Genomic DNA, 16498 nt, shown 5'->3' with positions numbered 1-16498 from the left:
TTGTGCTGATGATAAAAGGCTTGTTTTTCACAGGTCTATTTGCAGCAGCTTTGTTATCAACGTATTTATTATTATCCGGTGTGTCACTAAACGAGGCGACAAAGTGGATGTTTCGAGATCAGGCTGTATTAAGCGAGGAAGATAAGCCTCGAGATCTTGATGCATCTCAGGATTGGACGCAGTATCCTGCACATAAGGTGACGGCAACAGGATATACAGCAGGAAAAGAGTCAACGGGAAAGACGCCCGACCATCCTGCTTACGGCATAACGTATTCCGGTGTGAAAGTAAAACGAGATCTTTATTCGACGATTGCAGCAGATACTTCTGTTTTCCCAATTGGAAGTGTGTTGTTTATACCTGAATATGGATTTGGTGTTGTTGCAGATACAGGAAGTGCTATAAAAGGAGATCGAATTGATCTTTACTACGATACGGTTCAAGATGTGTATAAAGAATGGGGGAAAAAGACGCTTAATGTGTACCTCATTCAAAAAGGGAAGGGTACATTAACAGAAGAAGCGCTGCAATTATTGAATGAGGAAGAATCGATGCAGGTGTTCAGGCAAGAGCTTCTGAAAAAGGTAGAATAACAGTAGGTAGGATCCTTAATGGGATAATAAAAAAGCAAACGACGGAGGTAACCTCCGTCGTTTTGTTGTATGTGGTTAGGTGAGAAGGGATGAATCCTCGCCCTCATAAGTGGGATAGTGATTTGGGTGAAGAATGGCAGCTAGCTTAATAAGTCCAGTGAGAAGACGTGGAGACGGTCTACAGTAAAGCCACTCTTCGAGAACGTGGATAGGACAGTCATTGAGCTTTTCCCATCCTTCACGTTTCTTCACAATTGCAGGATTCACTTTATTCTTCCTCACGCCAACCCATGCAAGGCAAATATGGTCAGGCTTTCGGTTCACAACATCGTTCCAGTCTGTTTGAACAGATGCAAGCTCAACATCACGGAAGCAATTCTTAGCACCAGCGAGTTCACTGATTTCAGTGAGCCAGTTCGTTTGGCCTGGCGTAAAAATAGGCTTCGGCCACCATTCCCAGTAAATTTCGGGTTTGTTTTCAATCGATTCACTGATGTCTTTATACTCTTTGAGGACGTTTCTGAAACGCTGCGATAAGGAGGTCGCTTCCTCACGTTTATTCGTTAATTCACCAAGCGTAACAATATCATTACAAATATCGTCAAGTGAGTTAGGGTTTAAAACCGTATAAGAAAGCCCTAAACGGTCAAGGGCTTCAATATTTTTCTCCATACCGGGTACGCTTAGTGAAGCGAGGATCAGATCAGGATTCAATTCTGCTACCTTGTTCATATCTATTGAAAGATCAGGACCGAGTCGCGGTAATGATTTGATTTGTTCAGGCCAATCTGAGAAATCATCAACACCAACAAGCTGATCTGTGATTCCTAGAAAAGCACAAAGCTCTGTGTTACTAGGACAGAGAGAAACAATGCGCATCAAATGTCTCCTTTCTAACCAAGTTGAAGGGCATAATAAAGAATGATCGTTGCGATAATACCAAGTAAACCACCTACCAGAACCTCAATCGGTTTATGGCCTAATAGCTCTTTTAATTCTTCGATCTTTTCGCGCTCCTGCTTTTGTTGCCAGTTCTTCGCTTCTGAAACAAATCTATTGAAATTCATAACAAGCTGGTTTAGTACGATTGCCTGTTCACCAGTTTGTCTTCTAACGCCTGTTGAATCAAACATTACGATAATACTAAACATGGCTGCTACTGCAAAAACGGGAGAATCAAGTCCAGATTCCAGCGCGACGCCTGTTGCAAGCGAGGTTGTAGCAGCAGAGTGAGAACTTGGCATACCACCAGTAGCATTGAATAGTGACCAATTAATTTGTTTTGTTGCAATAAAATAAATTGGTACTTTAAGAAATTGGGCAAAGAAGACGCCAAATAACGCTGCCCAAAGTGGGAAGTTAAACAAAATATCCATGAGTGACAACATCTTCCTTTCTAAATTGAACCTTTGTGTGCTTTACCCTAAGTTACCCTAGTTTAATCGAGTGTAAGAGCTTATGTAGGACAGATCCTTCTTAACCCTTTATACGCAATGGAGTACGTATTTTCCACATAAATTATCAGTCAATTATACCATATTGTGTAGGCGCTGTACTTTATTGGCCGATGAATTTGCTGAGTTATCTGAACTCAAAACAACATTAGGTGCTTCCATTGACACCCTCGCTCCTACATGTTAACTTATTAGTGATTTACCAAACTAAAGGATTAGTTGAAAGGTTGTTACGTTATGAATGCCGTTATTATAGCTGTTCTAATCATGCTAGGTCTAAGCCTATTTCGCATACATGTTGTTATTGCTCTTGTCATAGGAGCGATTGCTGGGGGCTTACTTGGCGGTTTGTCTCTTGACGATACGATTACCGCATTTAGTTCTGGTCTCGGAGGCGGAGCCACCGTTGCATTAAGTTATGCTTTACTTGGAAGCTTTGCTGTTGGTCTAACTCGTACAGGATTGCCAGAGCTAATCGTTGATCGCGCACTTAAATTGGTTAATCGCCAGGGAGGCGATCGTAAGAAAGGACTAGCGAAAGTTCTTATACTATTTATCATTTTACTAATTTCAATTTTCTCCCAAAACCTTGTTCCGGTTCATATTGCATTTATTCCAATTCTTATTCCACCGATCCTGCAAGTATTGAATGAACTTGGTATCGATCGTAGAGCAGTTGCATCTGTACTAACATTCGGTTTGACTGCACCTTATATTCTACTCCCTGCTGGTTTCGGAAAAATATTTCACGAAATTCTTCAGTCGAATATGGCGGATAGTGGAATGGAGATCGAATTATCTTCTATTCCAACTGCAATGCTACTACCAACAGCTGGCTTAGTAGTGGGTCTATTGATTGCTGTGTTTATTTCATACCGTGGTCAGAGAACGTACAAACAGCTTTCTATTTCTCAGGAAGAATTCCCAGAAAAACACGTCTATTCGAGACGCTCAATTCTGTTTGCTGCCATTTCTGTCATCGTTACACTAGCCGTGCAGATTCCGACTGAGTCGATGATTCTCGGAGCCCTGTCAGGAATTATCGTTCTCTATGTAACAGGAAGTATTCGTCTCAAAGAATCTGAAGCTGTTTTAACAGAAGGTATGAAAATGATGGCTTTCATCGGATTTGTTATGCTGGCGGCTAATGGTTTTGCAGAAGTACTAAGACAAACAGGTGAAGTACAAACTCTTGTTACACAAGCATCCGGCATTATTGGTGATAATAAAGCTCTTGCTGCGCTGCTTATGTTAATTGTTGGCTTGTTTATCACGATGGGAATCGGCTCATCATTTTCAACCATTCCGATTATCGCAGCCATTTATGTACCTCTTGCAATGGAGCTTGGTTTTAGTCCGATGGCGACAATTGCGCTTGTTGGAACAGCTGCTGCTCTTGGTGACGCAGGTTCGCCTGCATCTGATAGTACGCTTGGACCAACTTCAGGATTGAATGCTGATGGACAGCACAATCATATCTGGGACACCGTTGTTCCGACGTTCCTCCATTACAATATTCCATTGATTTTATTTGGATGGATTGCAGCCATGATCTTTTAATTAAACGAACACAGGGGATGCTTCCCCTGTGTTTTTTGTTGTGTGATTAAGGCTCGTTTCTAAAAGATTGTTGTTTTGTTTTGTATAAAAAATCCACACTTAGCTGATTGGAGCGGAAGGTGCTCGACTCCTGCGGGATTAGCGGGACAGGTGAGACCCCACAGGAGCGTTAGCGACGAGGAGGCTCACCGCCCGCCCCAAGGAAAGCGGGCAGGAGCGGAAATCAACCACACTATCGGAACTAATTGTATTGAATAAACGGTCTGGTAAACTATAGTAAAGAAATGAAAAGAGGTGCCGTATGTATTTTGGTAAAGTAAAGGATCACAACCATGACCGTCTTCCGCCAAACCAGCAACTTACATCAGGCTGGCCTGTCCTGCATGTCGGAGATGTCCCTTATTACAACAAAGATTTATCGAATTGGGATTTAAGAATAGGGGGATTGGTTGATCGTCCAACAGTTCTAACATTTGATCAATTGTTAGCCTTACCTGAAACCTCTCAACAAAACGATATCCACTGTGTAACAGGGTGGTCAAAGTTCGATAACGAATGGCAAGGCATTTCAACCCGTGCGATAGCAGAACATGTTGGAATTCGAAAAGAAGCGAAGTTTGTGATGCTAGAAGCGGAAGAGGGATGGACGACAAATGTTCCGCTTGATGATTTTCTAGCCGAAACGAGTCTTTTGGCGTACAAGCATAATGGGGAATCGTTAACACCTGAGCACGGTTACCCATTACGAATGGTGATTCCGCATTTGTATTTCTGGAAAAGCGCTAAATGGGTAAGAGCGATTAAATTTAGATCTGAAGATCAACAAGGATTCTGGGAACGTAATGGGTACCATATGTATGGTGATCCTTGGAAAGAACAGCGATTTGCGTGGGATTAATGAGCAGAATATAATAAGAAAACGTTCAGCCTTCAGAGCTGAACGTTTTTGGTATAACAAGCTAAATTTCGAGATTATCCAAAGTAGATTTAAGTTTTTCTTGTTGCTTTTCTAATCCATCGATAGCGAATTCTACCATTCTTTCATAGTGCTTTAAAATGAGTTGTCCGTACGTTGTTCCAGGAACAGCCCACTTACCGTTTAATGCTTGCCACGTTGTAGCAGATCCTCTTTGAACGAGTGAAAAGCGTGGATCTACTAGTTTGTCACCTACAGGTAAAGGTTTAGTTGAAGTGTAGGCGTACAGATGCTGAAGATGAGCGATAACGCCTGTTGAAGCATCAGGAAAAGATGCACCAGCAGCGCCCCCTCCAGTCGCCCCTAAACCAGCAAAGTTGTTTTGTTCTGGTTTAACATCTCCTGTAAAGCGGAAAAAGTTCGTTTCATGAATAGCTTGAGCCAAGGCTATATCTCCTCGTATACCGTAACGTTTACTATGAGAAAGATAGAGTGCTCCAAGATTTGGTGCTTTCGAGTTAATTGAGCGAATATAGGCGTTCATTTGAGCCGCTGTTAAAATTGTAGGTCCTTGAATAGGGTGTCCTTTGTCTGGCTCCGGCTCAGGCTTAGGGGGTTCTTCAGGTGGCGTGATTTTGTCTATCAGTATAAATGATTCAAATCCTGCTTTGTTTAACCTTTCAACAAGTGCATCTGCATTTTCCATTTCTTTAAATGCTCCTGCCTGAACTCGATAAACGGTTTGATTATTTACAACAGCTGTGACAACAAAAGCGTTGAATCCTTTTTGAATCAAACGGTTTAGCTGGTCGTCAGCTAATTCGCGTTTACTGAATGATCCTGCAATGACTTTATATAAGGAACCTTCTGGAGGAGCGGGTTTAAGTGGTAAATTCATAGCAGCTGCTGTTGCATCTGCAATGCTCGTTGACATGTCCATAATAAATGCAGGATTAGTGAGATGTTTAAGATCAGAAGCATTATCCACAAACAATACTTCGATTAGCATAGCACTCATATTCGTTTCGCGTAGGACATGGAAGTTTGCCCGTTTTCTACCACGGTTTGTAATTTGATATTTCTTTAGAACCGAACTTGCGATTTTATTGTGAATCCTTGCTTGAAGTTGAATTGTTTCTTTCGGAATTGTTCCATTGTAAATATAGCTCTCAAATCCACTCCCACCTGAGGCGTTATGGTGAATGCTAAGGAAGAAATCCGGTTTTAATGCATTCGCAAGGTCAGTTCTTTCCTTTAATTCCATCGTTTTGTCTGAATCTCGAGTAAGAACAACTTTGACATCATATTTCGACAGAAGACGATCTCTAACCATACGTGAAATAAGAAAATTAAAATTTTTCTCCTTATAACTCTTAAATGTCGCACCTGGGTCAGATCCGCCGTGTCCAGGGTCAATGACAATTAATTTCAATATACTCCCTCCATCTATGTCGGATACTAGTAGTATATTAAATAAACGAGAATTGGCATGGACAAACTCAACGATTTGGAGGTTTTTGGTATAAATAGGCTTTTAAGGAATGAGTTCATATAGTGGTTTAACAGATGGGTCCTTCGAGATGTGCTCAGGATATATGAACCCCCGGCCATCGTCTTGAAAAGATAGCCCCGCTTTCTTGTAACACTCTTGAACAAATTCTGAACAAATATATTTATCATTTCGAATCGATGTAAGATCATCGATCACGACGCTTGCGAGGATTTTCACTATTTCTTCAATATCATATGGTTGACCTGTTAAGTCTGCTCCGCGCCTCAGCATAGCGTTCAATTTGTTCGGTACAAGATCCTTTACAGCTGAATGTCTTGCAAGATAGAGGTTACCCTTGTATGGTTTTCCAGAATTTCGATAGTCACTGAAGTAATGAGAGAGCGGGACGATGCGAACACCATAGCTTTCAACACTTTCTAGAATCATCAATCGATCTACCCATTGGAAAATAAGAGATACATGGCTAAACCGAGACTTAGAAACTTTTTTGATGATTTTACTTACTGGATAAGAGCCGCTACAAAGAAGGAGATCGCCTGTTTGAATGTCACCACGAATGGATTGGTAGCTGTGAATGGGTAAATCTTTAAATCGGTCAGTAGACATTGTTACCTCCTTAAGTTCAGTCTACCTTTCTAGTTAGATACTTAACTCTTTTATCCTTTTTTGAAATTGTAAATAACTAGTAAAAAAAGAAAAAAGGTAAATTAGTTTCAGTTTAAATAAACTGTTGTGCTTTCTGAATGATTGGATCTATAGTAAGAAGTGAGGTGAATTGTAATGGACTTTTTTGAATTTATTGTTTTACTTGCTTTTCTTATCATGGCTGCAAATGTTATTAAACCTTTTATTGGTTCGACAAGAAAAAGAGCTGCAATCTTTGCGATTTTATGGCTTGCTTTGTACATAGCTGTTTGGGGCATGCCTTCTTTTATGAGTCCTGAACCGGATAAAGTGACTGGTAATGGGAATGAAGCTATATCTGACAATCAAAAAAATGAAGATGAAGCACCTGTTGAAATGAAAGAAGAGCAAGCGCGTATTGAGGAAGAAATTGATTTTGATCCAGCCTCAATTGAGCTAATTGTTAATGCAAAAGAGTTACTAGGATTATCAAGAGAAGAGTTCCTATCAAACTTTCCAAAGGAGATTGATCCTCATGAAAAGGATCCTATGAAAATGACTTTTGAGAATGGTGAAGTAACTTTTAAGAATAATATTGCAATTTCGATGACCTATTTCCCTGAAGCACTACACTATCTAGACGACAATCGACTTCTTCTTGCAAGTCTTGGTTTTGAGGTTGAAGAATTGAGGAAAGGTTCTAATCCATTCGAAAAACCAGTTACGATTTATTTAATTGATGGCTTTTCTGATGTCACGATATATGGAGAAGATAGCGGAGAGAATCAAATAATCGATAAAATTTATTTAAAGAAAGAAAATTATCCGCCTTCCATTCAATCAGACGATGAAGAGAAGGAAGAATAGAAAACTCGCATAGTATGCGAGTTTTTTCATGTTCTAACGGCAATGCGGTAGGAGAGGAGAAGCATTATGGTAGAAATTAGGATCGTGACGACCACCCACGACCAGGCGAGCGTCATTTGGCCTGAGTCAATTGCAACGTAAATGGCTGTAGGCATGGTTTGTGTTTTACCAGGAAGATTTCCAGCGAACATTAACGTCGCTCCGAATTCTCCGAGTGCCCGGGCAAAACTTAGGATAATGCCAGATAGTAACGCGTTAGAAGCAAGTGGGATCGAAACCTTTTGAAGCACCATCCATCTTCCTGCACCATCGACACGTGCTGCATCTTCAATATCCCGATCTACCGATTCAAACCCAACCTTTGCTGATTGGTACATAAGTGGAAAGGCAACGACGCTAGCTGCTATAACGCCAGCCTGCCATGTAAAGACAAGGGGGTGGTGGAAGGTCGCTTCAATCCATTGTCCGATAGGACTCGAGGCTCCGAACATGACAAGTAGAATGAAACCCACCACGGAAGGAGGGAGAACGAGCGGGAGCATAATAATCGTATCAACAATGCTTTTTCCTCTAAAAGTTCTCCCAGCCATCATTCTGCTGACGGAGATCCCAAGAACTGTCACAATAACACTTGCTACAAGTGAGATTTTCAGTGAAATCCAGATGGGATCAAGAAAGTTAGCCATCGGTTCTCACTTCTTTCCTTGAAATCCATATTTCTTAAAAATAGTCATAGCCTGTTCGCTTTGTAGAAAAGTGAAGAAAGATTGGGCTTCTTCTCGTCCATCTTCTACAACACCTGCCGGGTAAGTAATCGATGAGTAAGTGTCGAGAGGAGCTTCTGCTACAAGACTCACTTTGTTAGATGTTAAATAATCCGTTTTATACACGATACCAGCATCAGCATTGCCTGTTTCGACATAGGTAAGCACCTGACGAACGTCTTTTCCGAATATGAGTTGATCATGTAGCTTGTCTATCATTTTCATTGATTCTAGTGCTTCTTTCGCATAAGCTCCCGCTGGAACGGTTTCAGGTGTTCCAATAGCTATTCGGCCTATGCTGTTTGAGAGTAAGTCATCCCATCCTGTGACCGATGTCGGTTCATTCGTAATAAGAACAAGCTTATTGCTTAATAAGTTCGTATGTAGCTCTGGCTCAATCAAATCATCTTTTACTAACTCTGTAAAATGGTCCTCTGAAGCTGATAGAAAGACATCGATTGGAGCACCCTGCTTGATTTGATTGGCTAGAACACCAGAAGAAGCAAGATTAAGCGTAATGTCTGTATCAGGGTGTTCTTCTTCGTATTTTGCACTCAGTTCCTTCATAGCATCACTCAAGCTTGAAGCTGCAGCAACTGTTAGCGTTGTCTGTTTCGCTTCATTTGTCCCGCAACCGGAAATAACGATAAGGAGAAGAAAGAGTGTTAGCAAATGCCTCATATGTAAGGTCCTTTCATAATCTAATCTTCCATCTATTATAACGGAGAATGAGATTTTTGCACGGAATGAATGCCTAAAAAAAGGTTCATTTCCCAAACTATGTGTTGGAAACGAACCCTTCTATTCGATCTAATATTAGCTTCTTTTCTAAAGACTCTTTTCTAAAAGATTGTTGCTTTTTAAAGATTTTTCTATAAAGAATTTCACTTAGTTGATTGTAGCGGAAGGGTGCTCGACTCCTGCGGGATTAGCGGGACAGGTGAGACCCCAAAGGAGCGTAAGCGACGAGGAGGCTCACCGCCCGCCCCGCGGAAAGCGAGCATCCTGGAGCGGAAATCCCTCACTCTTATAGCAACAAAGTATACGAAAAGAGCCTACTTATAAAATAACTTTGGTTTTGAAAGAAGCGCATTGTTTTTGCATATTGGGTGCTCGATCTTTGAACTACACTTGTTTTCAAACTTATGGTCAATTACCTGCTTATAAGGTGGAGGAGTTAATTTTACATGGCGTTCTTCACGATAAGGTGTGTCAATCATTTGACCACGACTATTTTCTTCTCTACTGATTTCGGATACGACGATCGAACCAATTTGCTTCCCAAGTCGAAGTCCCTCTGAGTTATCAATCGGGAAGTGAACGCCACCGTAGAGTCTAGAGTCTGAGCATTCTTCAGCAAGTTCGAAAAGACGTTTTCTTTCAGTTGGGAAGAAGTAAGATAAGATTTCTGCTGTCACTCCTGCTACCGTAGCATGTCCTGATGGGTATGTCGGATGCCTCGGTGTACAGACAATGGTAGCAAGCTCATGGTCAAGTTGGTTAGGTCGAGCCACGTCCCATCTGTATTTTAAGTACCAGGCAGTTGTAAAAGCATCGTTCATTCCTGCTGAAACACAAGCGATGATTCGAGCTGCTCGAGCAGCTGTTACACCGTAGTTATCAATTAACTTATCAATGATTGGCGTCCATTGTTTGCTTGCTACCCCAGTTCCCCAATATTCAGCTAACGTTACTTGATGGGGGGTAATGTGTTTTAACGTTTCCACTACTTTCTCTTGTTCAGCATCCCAATCAATTGTTGAAGGATGCTTGATTGCTAAGCGAATCGGTCTTCCATTAAGCGTCTCAAAGCGCCCGAGTGGCTTGTTGCGGATATAATAATTCGGCCACGATCCTGCATAAGGTTCTTCTGGATTATGAGGGGGCTTGCTTTCGCCTGCGTAAGGAAGCTCTGACCACTTTTCATACCTATCTGTCATCGCTTATTCCTCCTTAAATCACTACTTCCTATAGTAAATGCGACCTAGAGGGAAGAGGTGCCAAAATGGAGGGCTACAGCTAATGACTTAGTGTGCTAACCCATTACGTATAGCGTAAACCGCAGCCTGGGTACGATCTTGTACATCAAGCTTACCTAGAATGTTGGAAACATGAGTTTTAACTGTCTTTAAACCGATAAATAGTTCTTCTGCAATCTGGCTATTCGTCTTGCCCTGGCCAATAAGTAGAAGAACTTCTTTTTCTCTTTTTGTTAACCCATCATGTAGAGCGGACTTTTGTTTCGTACGAAGTTGGTTCATCATTCGTTGAGCCACTTTTTGTTCTATCACGCTTTCTTCTAGAACTGCTTTACGTATAGTGGAGATGATTTCGTCTGCAGAAGCTGTTTTAAGAAGGTAGCTGAATGCACCAGCTTCAATCGCAGGGAAAACCTGTTCATCATCATAAAAGCTCGTAATGATGATAATCTTGATAGAGGGATGGTTTGCCATGATTTCTCGTGTAGCTTCAATTCCGGTCATCTCTGGCATAATCAAGTCCATTAAGATAACGTCAGGTTTTAGATCGTTAGCAATTGAAACTGCTTCCTTTCCATTCCTAGCTTCACCTGTGATAAGAAAATCTGGCTCGGTTAACAAATAGGCTTTCAACCCTTTTCTGACCATGTCATGGTCATCTACGATCATTACATTAATATCATTTGTCATGTTTTGAATCCTCCAATGGAACGCGAACTTCGACCAATGTTCCTTCTTCTATTCGTGAGACGATGCGCAACTGACTTCCTATCTCATCACAGCGTTCTTGCATAGAGCCGAGCCCATATGCACCTTTTCGATCGTGCTCGATCGTGAATCCTGTACCATTATCTTTAATTTGCAGGAGCAATTGATTGTTTTTCAGTTTACCTGTTATGTGAATATCAGATGCATTAGCATGTCTTAGTGCATTACCAAGGCTTTCCTGCACAATCCTAAATAAATTATCTTCAATCCCTTTCGACAGTTCAGGAAGCTGATCCAATAAGAGGTGGAAGTCTACTCCTGATTTCTTTTGTAATTCCTCAACGAGCTTTTGAATTCCATCGCCTAATGTATCATCTGAAAGTTGTACGGGTCTTAAGTGGAGAAGAAGCGCTCGCATCTCGACTTGAGCCTTGCTTGCAAGATCCGCTACATCAATCATCTGTGTTTTAGCTGTTTCCATATCTCTATCCATTACCTTAAGGGCAGCAGAGGACATCATATTCAACGCAAAAAGCTGCTGACTTACCGCATCATGGAGGTCGCGTGCCAGCCTTTGTCGCTCTTCAATAATTGCTGCCCCTCTAGCCTTGTCGGCTAAATCAGCCTTTTGATTGGCAAGATTTTGTAAGGAGGTTACTTGATTCTGCAGTTTCTCACCAAGTTCATTTAATTCTTCACTAATGCTTCCAATCTCGTCTAGCTCCACCATTTCAACTCGTTCTGAGAATTTTCCCTTTGATAGAATTCTAATGTGCATCGAAAGATCTTCGAGTCGATCTTTAATTGAGCTTGTGTCTTTATAGCTGAAATAACTTCCTGCCATCAGAACAATGATCATAATGATAATTGGGAACACTAGACTAAGTATTAACTTTGAAATAGGGAAGAAGAAGAGCCAAATCTGAACAAATAAGAAAAAGATCAGGCCGGCAAATACTGAGAGATAAAGAGTGGATTTGAGAAATTTCCATCGTAACGTTAAACTTTTCAAACTTATGTATCCTCCTTTAAATCCGATCCACTCTTATATCAAGCACCGAAAAGTCTAATTGAAAAACTAGCCGCTGTAGTGAATCTTCAAAATCAACTGATTCGTAATTAATGATGTGACCTCGTCCCACTGTATCTTGGCTGTGTTTATCAATCTTCGCTGAAAGCACATGAGCACTCCCTTCAACTTTGAAAGGGATATCCTCTGGAATGAGAATAGAAATGTCACCTACAAAGCCTGATAGGTTAATAATCGTTTCTTCCTCTGGGATAAAGGTTGTGGAGAAGTCAAAATCATAATCACAAACAAAGCTCCAGTCATGAATGGATTCTACTTTCCAGTTCGTTTCTTTATAAGAATGAGAACGGACGAGACTGAATCCTTGGTTATTTCGAAATTTCCCGAGTAATTTAATTCCAATCAGCACAAATAGAAGTGGCCAGAGTTTCCAGATGCTCCATAGACTAAAGCTAATGATGTGAAAACGATCCATAACGAGGAGAAGACCAAGTGTTAGGAGTAGGATTCCAGTGGACAACTTCTTTCGTACTGTTGAAGGAATAATAGCGTCTGCAATATACTTTCCTCCGAGTAAAACCAACAAGAAAGGATAAAAAAAGACAATAGCTTCCGTCATTTCCATGGAAATAATGCCGATATTTATAAGAAGAAGAAAAATACCGAGGGCTACAAATGACGTAGCAGCAAGGAATTGTCCGGTGTGAAAGTGTTTCATAAAATCTCCTCAATTCATTCTGTCTCTAGAAACATATTAGACAGTAATAATTATTAATCCTGCTCTTATATAGGAATCATGTGGTAAAACTACTTACTTTCTATATGCGGCATGGATGAATTTCTTTATTGAAAGCCTCATTTAGATACAACAAGTTTTAAAAAACGTCTTCACTACATTTTTACTTTTAAAAGAATTTTGTATTAAGAACCACGCTTGGCTGATTGGAGCGGAAGGATGCTCGACTCCTGCGGGACTAGCGGGACAGGTGAGACCCCACAGGCGCAATGGTCTTGTGCGCCGAGGAGGCTCAGCGCCCGCCCCGCGGAAAGCGAGCATCCTGGAGCGGAAATCAACCACTACTTTTATAGCAACATGATACTATTAGCATAATTGAATTATAGAAAGATGAAATGTAGTTTAAGATTGATTTTTTCTCCGTCTTGAGACTGATTTTTCATGTTAGAATGTAGAAGATTAGTGGAAAGTCTCTAATATTAGAAGGATGAAAGGTAAATGAAATCGAATAAAGTATAGTGAGTAAGGTTTTTTAATGAGAGAGGGAATAGAATGAAACAAAAACGCATGTTTAAACTGGCTCTTGCAGGATGTGTTCTAGGCATCGTCGCAGCAGTGCTCTCCCGGTTTAATGTGGTACCTCTAATACAGGTCAGAGATATATCGTTTCTAACTGCTTTTATCTTTCCAGTTGTTGCAATAGTAGGCTGTTATCTAATGAAAGCAAAACCGATTGTTGGAGGTTTCAGTTTACTTGTATCAGCAGCAGGCGGGATTATTTTTTTATCTATTTTCTATATCATACCAGCAGCTTTTCTTGTGATATCCGGATTCTTTAGCATCCTCTTGAAAGAAGAGACGCAACTGGTGGCCAACAAATAAACCGCTCCTATATAAGAGCGGTTTTGTTATGGTTTAGAAAGGAAGTCGCGAATAGCTTTCGTCGTCTCCTCAGGTCTTTCTTCTGGAATCAGATGGCCGGTATGAGAGAAAACAAGAAGATCTGCATCGGGCAGATCTTTTTTCATTCGCTCACCAACTCGGAGCGGAACGAGCCGATCGTCACTTCCCCATATTAATAAAGTTGGGAAATTAATTTTGTTCAGTGCCTTTGTCGATAAGTCTTCTTCTCGCTCTCGAATGAGTCGGCTAAGAGCTAAATAGAAGCCTTTCTCATTAAAGGCTGTTGTATATCCATCAATAATTTTCTTTGTTAAAAGCGTTTCGTCATAAACCAAATGCTCGAAATTTTTCTGCAGGTTAATTGCACTCATTGAAATGCTCAAACAATAAGGAAAGAAGGGAAGATAAGAGCATAGTCTGAGACCTGGGGAAGACGATTTAATATAACTTGAGCTACATAATAATATTAGCTTTTCAATTCGTTCAGGATGTTGAATACACGTACGGAGTGCAATTTGACCTCCCATCGAGTGACCAACTAGAACGGCTTTATCAATACTCATTTCTTCAAGCAGTGTATTTGTAAGAACGGCATATTCATGAAGGGAATAGTGGATATCGCAACTTTTCTCACTTTCACCAAATCCAGGTAAATCGAAACACAAGAGATTGTACTCTTTATGTAGGAGCGGAAGTAGCTTACGGAAACTAAAAGATGACGAAAGAAAGCCGTGAATAAAGACAAGTGTTGGAGCGCTTATGTTCGGGTGCTTGTAATACTCATATGAAAGCGTAACATTGCCAATCTTTCTCTTCATGTGGGCAAACACAAATAATCGCTCCTCTCTAATCGTCTATCTAAAGTTTGGCTTAAATTCAAGAAGATTATCCGACTAGAAGGCTGTTGGGATGATTACGTCCAATGATGCTAAATGAACAAAAAAAAAGACGAGGCATTTGCCTCGTCTATCAAAAGGGGGAATATAGATAGCTTACTACTTCTGTTATTCCCAAAGTTTGAGAAGAATATACCTTTTTTATAAAAATGCTTTTTTCGTATATATTGTTGCTATAAGAGTGGGTTAATTTCCACTCCAAGATGCTCGCTTTCCGCGGGGCGGGCGGTGAGCCTCCTCGTCGCTAACGCTCCTGTGGGGTCTCACCTGTCCCGCTAGTCCCGCAGGAGTCGAGCATCCTTCCGCTCCAATTAGCGAAGCGTGGTGTTTTTTATTAAAGTTCTTTTACTAATAAGCAAGTAATGACGTGATTAAAACAATCAGGATAGCAGCTGGAACGATGTAGCGAATTAAGCCATACCAGATTGGGAAAATCACTCGACCAATTTTTGATGACATCATCACTTCACTTGAAAGGATCTCTCGTTTCATCGTTCGTGACACGAAAATTGAGATGAGTAGAGCACCAACCGGCATCAACAGGTTACTTGCAAGAAAGTCCATCGCATCAAAGATCGATCTTCCAAAGATCGATACATCTGCTAGTACTCCGAAAGATAAAGCAGAAGGAATACCTAGCAAAAAGACAAGAAATCCAGCGATCCAGGAGACTTTCTTACGATTACCTTTGCCCCGTGTGACAGTCGAAACAATGATTTCCAAAAGTGAAAAAGCAGACGTTAAGGTTGCGAACAGCAAGAGTGCCATAAAGATTGTAAAGAACAGGCCTCCAAATGCCATCTTGTTAAAAACAGCTGGCAGTACCGTGAAGATTAGTCCTGCTCCTCCTGAAGGCTCAAATCCAAATGCAAAGACGGCAGGGAAGATCGCGAGCCCAGCAAGAAACGAAATAAACACGTTCAGAGAAACGACTGAAATAACAGACCCTGTTAGATCAGCGTTCTTATCAAGATAAGAGCTGTACGTAACCATCAATGAGATTCCGACGCTGAGTGCAAAGAATGATTGTCCAAGTGCATCGAGGACGCCTTCAGCTGTAAGCTTTGTTAGATCTGGCTGTAAGAAGAATGCGACACCTTCCATTGCGCCATCAAGTGAAAGGGAACGAGCAACAAGTACTAAGAAAAGCACAAAGAGTGCTGGCATCATATAGCGACTTGCTGTTTCAATCCCTTTCTGGACTCCGAATTGTACGATCGCGATTGTTATCGCTAGAAAAGCTGCCTGTGTAATCAATGAGGTAGAAGGGCTACCGATAATCTCACCGAATAATTGCTCATATCTGCTGTTAGGAAGTCCTGTTAAGGAACCAGAAAAGCTTCTAAGCAAATAAGTGATGACCCATCCTCCGATGACACTATAGAAGGAGAGGATGATAAAGGAAGCCGTCACTCCGAGGTAGCCTAACCACTTCCATTTGGGGTTTCCTGAAATGGATTCATAAGAAGAGACCGCATTTTGTTGTGAATGTCGACCGACTACAAATTCAGCAAGCAACATGGGTGCACCAACAGCAAAAGTGAAAAGAAGAAAAACAAGGAAAAACGCGCCTCCACCGTTTGTGCCAGCCATATATGGGAATTTCCAAAGTGCTCCAAGTCCAATAGCGGATCCTGCTGATGCGAGTACAAATCCGAACTTGGACGACCATTGATCATTTGATTTCATATTGTCACCTCATATGTAATAAGTCCTTATGCATTTTATCACTATAGCGAGCGGGAAGTATTCAGTCAATATCAAATATTCTTGTATTTATTTACCACTTGGTGTAAGGGTTGATATGATTGGGTTTTCAAGAGTTTCCTGTGATAATTTTATTTTGAAAGTAAATCCTTATAAGGACAGAAATAAATATTCTTGCTATTCCCTTAGTGGAGATGTATGATTTTAAAAAAAGGGCTAGTAGGATGCTTTGTCTTGACGCAATATCT

Annotated in this window: 17 protein-coding genes; 5 read left to right on the top strand and 12 right to left on the bottom strand. The window is 40.9% G+C overall.

Going from position 1 to position 16498, the window contains the following annotated elements; genetic code table 11:
* The first annotated feature begins 8 nt into the window (after window positions 1–8).
* Window positions 9–593, top strand: a complete 585-nt coding sequence (locus FBF83_RS14820; protein WP_240688124.1) for a 3D domain-containing protein — start codon at window positions 9–11, stop codon at window positions 591–593.
* Window positions 594–668: 75 nt separating this feature from the next.
* Here the strand turns inward: FBF83_RS14820 and FBF83_RS14815 are convergent, their stop codons facing one another.
* Both FBF83_RS14815 and FBF83_RS14810 read right to left on the bottom strand, forming a co-directional pair.
* Window positions 669–1472, bottom strand: a complete 804-nt coding sequence (locus tag FBF83_RS14815) for a cobalamin-binding protein (protein ID WP_136947940.1) — start codon at window positions 1470–1472, stop codon at window positions 669–671.
* A 14-nt stretch (window positions 1473–1486) separates the two neighbouring features.
* Window positions 1487–1969 (bottom strand): divergent PAP2 family protein, encoded by a 483-nt coding sequence (locus FBF83_RS14810; RefSeq protein ID WP_048312029.1) that lies wholly within the window; start codon window positions 1967–1969, stop codon window positions 1487–1489.
* A 315-nt stretch (window positions 1970–2284) separates the two neighbouring features.
* On the opposite strand from FBF83_RS14810, the gene FBF83_RS14805 reads away from it, so the two are divergent.
* Both FBF83_RS14805 and FBF83_RS14800 read left to right on the top strand, forming a co-directional pair.
* Entirely contained in the window at window positions 2285–3607 is a 1323-nt protein-coding gene (locus FBF83_RS14805; protein ID WP_136947939.1) for a Na+/H+ antiporter family protein, read from the top strand.
* A gap of 301 nt (window positions 3608–3908) precedes the next feature.
* Window positions 3909–4505, top strand: a complete 597-nt coding sequence (locus FBF83_RS14800; RefSeq protein WP_136947938.1) for a sulfite oxidase-like oxidoreductase — start codon at window positions 3909–3911, stop codon at window positions 4503–4505.
* A gap of 61 nt (window positions 4506–4566) precedes the next feature.
* Here FBF83_RS14800 and FBF83_RS14795 read toward each other — a convergent pair whose 3' ends face one another.
* Both FBF83_RS14795 and FBF83_RS14790 read right to left on the bottom strand, forming a co-directional pair.
* Window positions 4567–5955 (bottom strand): N-acetylmuramoyl-L-alanine amidase, encoded by a 1389-nt coding sequence (locus FBF83_RS14795; RefSeq protein WP_136947937.1) that lies wholly within the window; start codon window positions 5953–5955, stop codon window positions 4567–4569.
* A 102-nt stretch (window positions 5956–6057) separates the two neighbouring features.
* Window positions 6058–6642: a YiiX/YebB-like N1pC/P60 family cysteine hydrolase gene (locus FBF83_RS14790; RefSeq protein ID WP_136947936.1), complete on the bottom strand. Its 585-nt coding sequence runs from the start codon at window positions 6640–6642 to the stop codon at window positions 6058–6060.
* Between the two features lie 174 nt (window positions 6643–6816).
* On the opposite strand from FBF83_RS14790, the gene FBF83_RS14785 reads away from it, so the two are divergent.
* Window positions 6817–7527: a hypothetical protein gene (locus FBF83_RS14785; protein ID WP_136947935.1), complete on the top strand. Its 711-nt coding sequence runs from the start codon at window positions 6817–6819 to the stop codon at window positions 7525–7527.
* Between the two features lie 26 nt (window positions 7528–7553).
* Here the strand turns inward: FBF83_RS14785 and modB are convergent, their stop codons facing one another.
* The 6 genes from modB to FBF83_RS14755 all read right to left on the bottom strand — a co-directional run bounded on the left by modB (window position 7554) and on the right by FBF83_RS14755 (window position 12726).
* Window positions 7554–8213 carry a molybdate ABC transporter permease subunit gene (gene modB / locus FBF83_RS14780; RefSeq protein WP_136947934.1) on the bottom strand — a complete coding sequence of 220 codons (660 nt, stop codon included), beginning with the start codon at window positions 8211–8213 and terminating at the stop codon, window positions 7554–7556.
* Between the two features lie 6 nt (window positions 8214–8219).
* Window positions 8220–8972, bottom strand: a complete 753-nt coding sequence (modA, locus tag FBF83_RS14775; protein ID WP_136947933.1) for a molybdate ABC transporter substrate-binding protein — start codon at window positions 8970–8972, stop codon at window positions 8220–8222.
* A 374-nt stretch (window positions 8973–9346) separates the two neighbouring features.
* Window positions 9347–10231 (bottom strand): vanadium-dependent haloperoxidase, encoded by an 885-nt coding sequence (locus tag FBF83_RS14770; protein ID WP_136947932.1) that lies wholly within the window; start codon window positions 10229–10231, stop codon window positions 9347–9349.
* Window positions 10232–10318: 87 nt separating this feature from the next.
* Window positions 10319–10960, bottom strand: a complete 642-nt coding sequence (locus FBF83_RS14765) for a response regulator (RefSeq protein WP_136947931.1) — start codon at window positions 10958–10960, stop codon at window positions 10319–10321.
* Entirely contained in the window at window positions 10950–11990 is a 1041-nt protein-coding gene (locus FBF83_RS14760) for a sensor histidine kinase (protein WP_136947930.1), read from the bottom strand. Before FBF83_RS14760 ends, FBF83_RS14765 begins: the two co-directional genes overlap by 11 nt.
* A gap of 16 nt (window positions 11991–12006) precedes the next feature.
* Complete coding sequence (locus FBF83_RS14755; RefSeq protein WP_136947929.1) at window positions 12007–12726, bottom strand: cell wall-active antibiotics response protein; 720 nt, start codon at window positions 12724–12726, stop codon at window positions 12007–12009.
* A gap of 570 nt (window positions 12727–13296) precedes the next feature.
* On the opposite strand from FBF83_RS14755, the gene FBF83_RS14750 reads away from it, so the two are divergent.
* Window positions 13297–13626 (top strand): hypothetical protein, encoded by a 330-nt coding sequence (locus FBF83_RS14750; protein ID WP_136947928.1) that lies wholly within the window; start codon window positions 13297–13299, stop codon window positions 13624–13626.
* Between the two features lie 26 nt (window positions 13627–13652).
* On the opposite strand, the gene FBF83_RS14745 is transcribed toward FBF83_RS14750, so the two are convergent.
* Together FBF83_RS14745 and FBF83_RS14740 are read right to left on the bottom strand one after the other, a co-directional pair.
* Window positions 13653–14477: an alpha/beta fold hydrolase gene (locus FBF83_RS14745; protein ID WP_136947927.1), complete on the bottom strand. Its 825-nt coding sequence runs from the start codon at window positions 14475–14477 to the stop codon at window positions 13653–13655.
* A gap of 414 nt (window positions 14478–14891) precedes the next feature.
* Window positions 14892–16232, bottom strand: coding sequence for a sodium-dependent transporter (locus FBF83_RS14740; RefSeq protein ID WP_136947926.1), 1341 nt, complete (start codon window positions 16230–16232; stop codon window positions 14892–14894).
* Window positions 16233–16498: the final 266 nt, after the last annotated feature.

This window comes from Guptibacillus hwajinpoensis (genome assembly GCF_005144865.1).
Taxonomy (GTDB): Bacteria; Bacillota; Bacilli; order Bacillales; family Guptibacillaceae; genus Guptibacillus; species Guptibacillus hwajinpoensis_A.
The sequence above is the reverse complement of the archived record's forward strand: the minus strand, read 5'-3'. Positions and strand labels throughout refer to the sequence as shown.

What these genes read in the sequence shown, in the direction of transcription:
- FBF83_RS14800 (WP_136947938.1), top strand. Translation starts at nt 3,909, where the DNA reads ATGTATTTTGGTAAAGTAAAGGATCACAACCATGACCGTCTTCCGCCA.
- FBF83_RS14805 (WP_136947939.1), top strand. Translation starts at nt 2,285, where the DNA reads ATGAATGCCGTTATTATAGCTGTTCTAATCATGCTAGGTCTAAGCCTA.
- FBF83_RS14810 (WP_048312029.1), bottom strand. Translation starts at nt 1,969, where the DNA reads ATGGATATTTTGTTTAACTTCCCACTTTGGGCAGCGTTATTTGGCGTC.
- FBF83_RS14785 (WP_136947935.1), top strand. Translation starts at nt 6,817, where the DNA reads ATGGACTTTTTTGAATTTATTGTTTTACTTGCTTTTCTTATCATGGCT.
- FBF83_RS14750 (WP_136947928.1), top strand. Translation starts at nt 13,297, where the DNA reads ATGAAACAAAAACGCATGTTTAAACTGGCTCTTGCAGGATGTGTTCTA.
- FBF83_RS14765 (WP_136947931.1), bottom strand. Translation starts at nt 10,960, where the DNA reads ATGACAAATGATATTAATGTAATGATCGTAGATGACCATGACATGGTC.
- modA (WP_136947933.1), bottom strand. Translation starts at nt 8,972, where the DNA reads ATGAGGCATTTGCTAACACTCTTTCTTCTCCTTATCGTTATTTCCGGT.
- FBF83_RS14755 (WP_136947929.1), bottom strand. Translation starts at nt 12,726, where the DNA reads ATGAAACACTTTCACACCGGACAATTCCTTGCTGCTACGTCATTTGTA.
- FBF83_RS14820 (WP_240688124.1), top strand. Translation starts at nt 9, where the DNA reads ATGATAAAAGGCTTGTTTTTCACAGGTCTATTTGCAGCAGCTTTGTTA.
- modB (WP_136947934.1), bottom strand. Translation starts at nt 8,213, where the DNA reads ATGGCTAACTTTCTTGATCCCATCTGGATTTCACTGAAAATCTCACTT.
- FBF83_RS14790 (WP_136947936.1), bottom strand. Translation starts at nt 6,642, where the DNA reads ATGTCTACTGACCGATTTAAAGATTTACCCATTCACAGCTACCAATCC.
- FBF83_RS14770 (WP_136947932.1), bottom strand. Translation starts at nt 10,231, where the DNA reads ATGACAGATAGGTATGAAAAGTGGTCAGAGCTTCCTTACGCAGGCGAA.
- FBF83_RS14740 (WP_136947926.1), bottom strand. Translation starts at nt 16,232, where the DNA reads ATGAAATCAAATGATCAATGGTCGTCCAAGTTCGGATTTGTACTCGCA.
- FBF83_RS14815 (WP_136947940.1), bottom strand. Translation starts at nt 1,472, where the DNA reads ATGCGCATTGTTTCTCTCTGTCCTAGTAACACAGAGCTTTGTGCTTTT.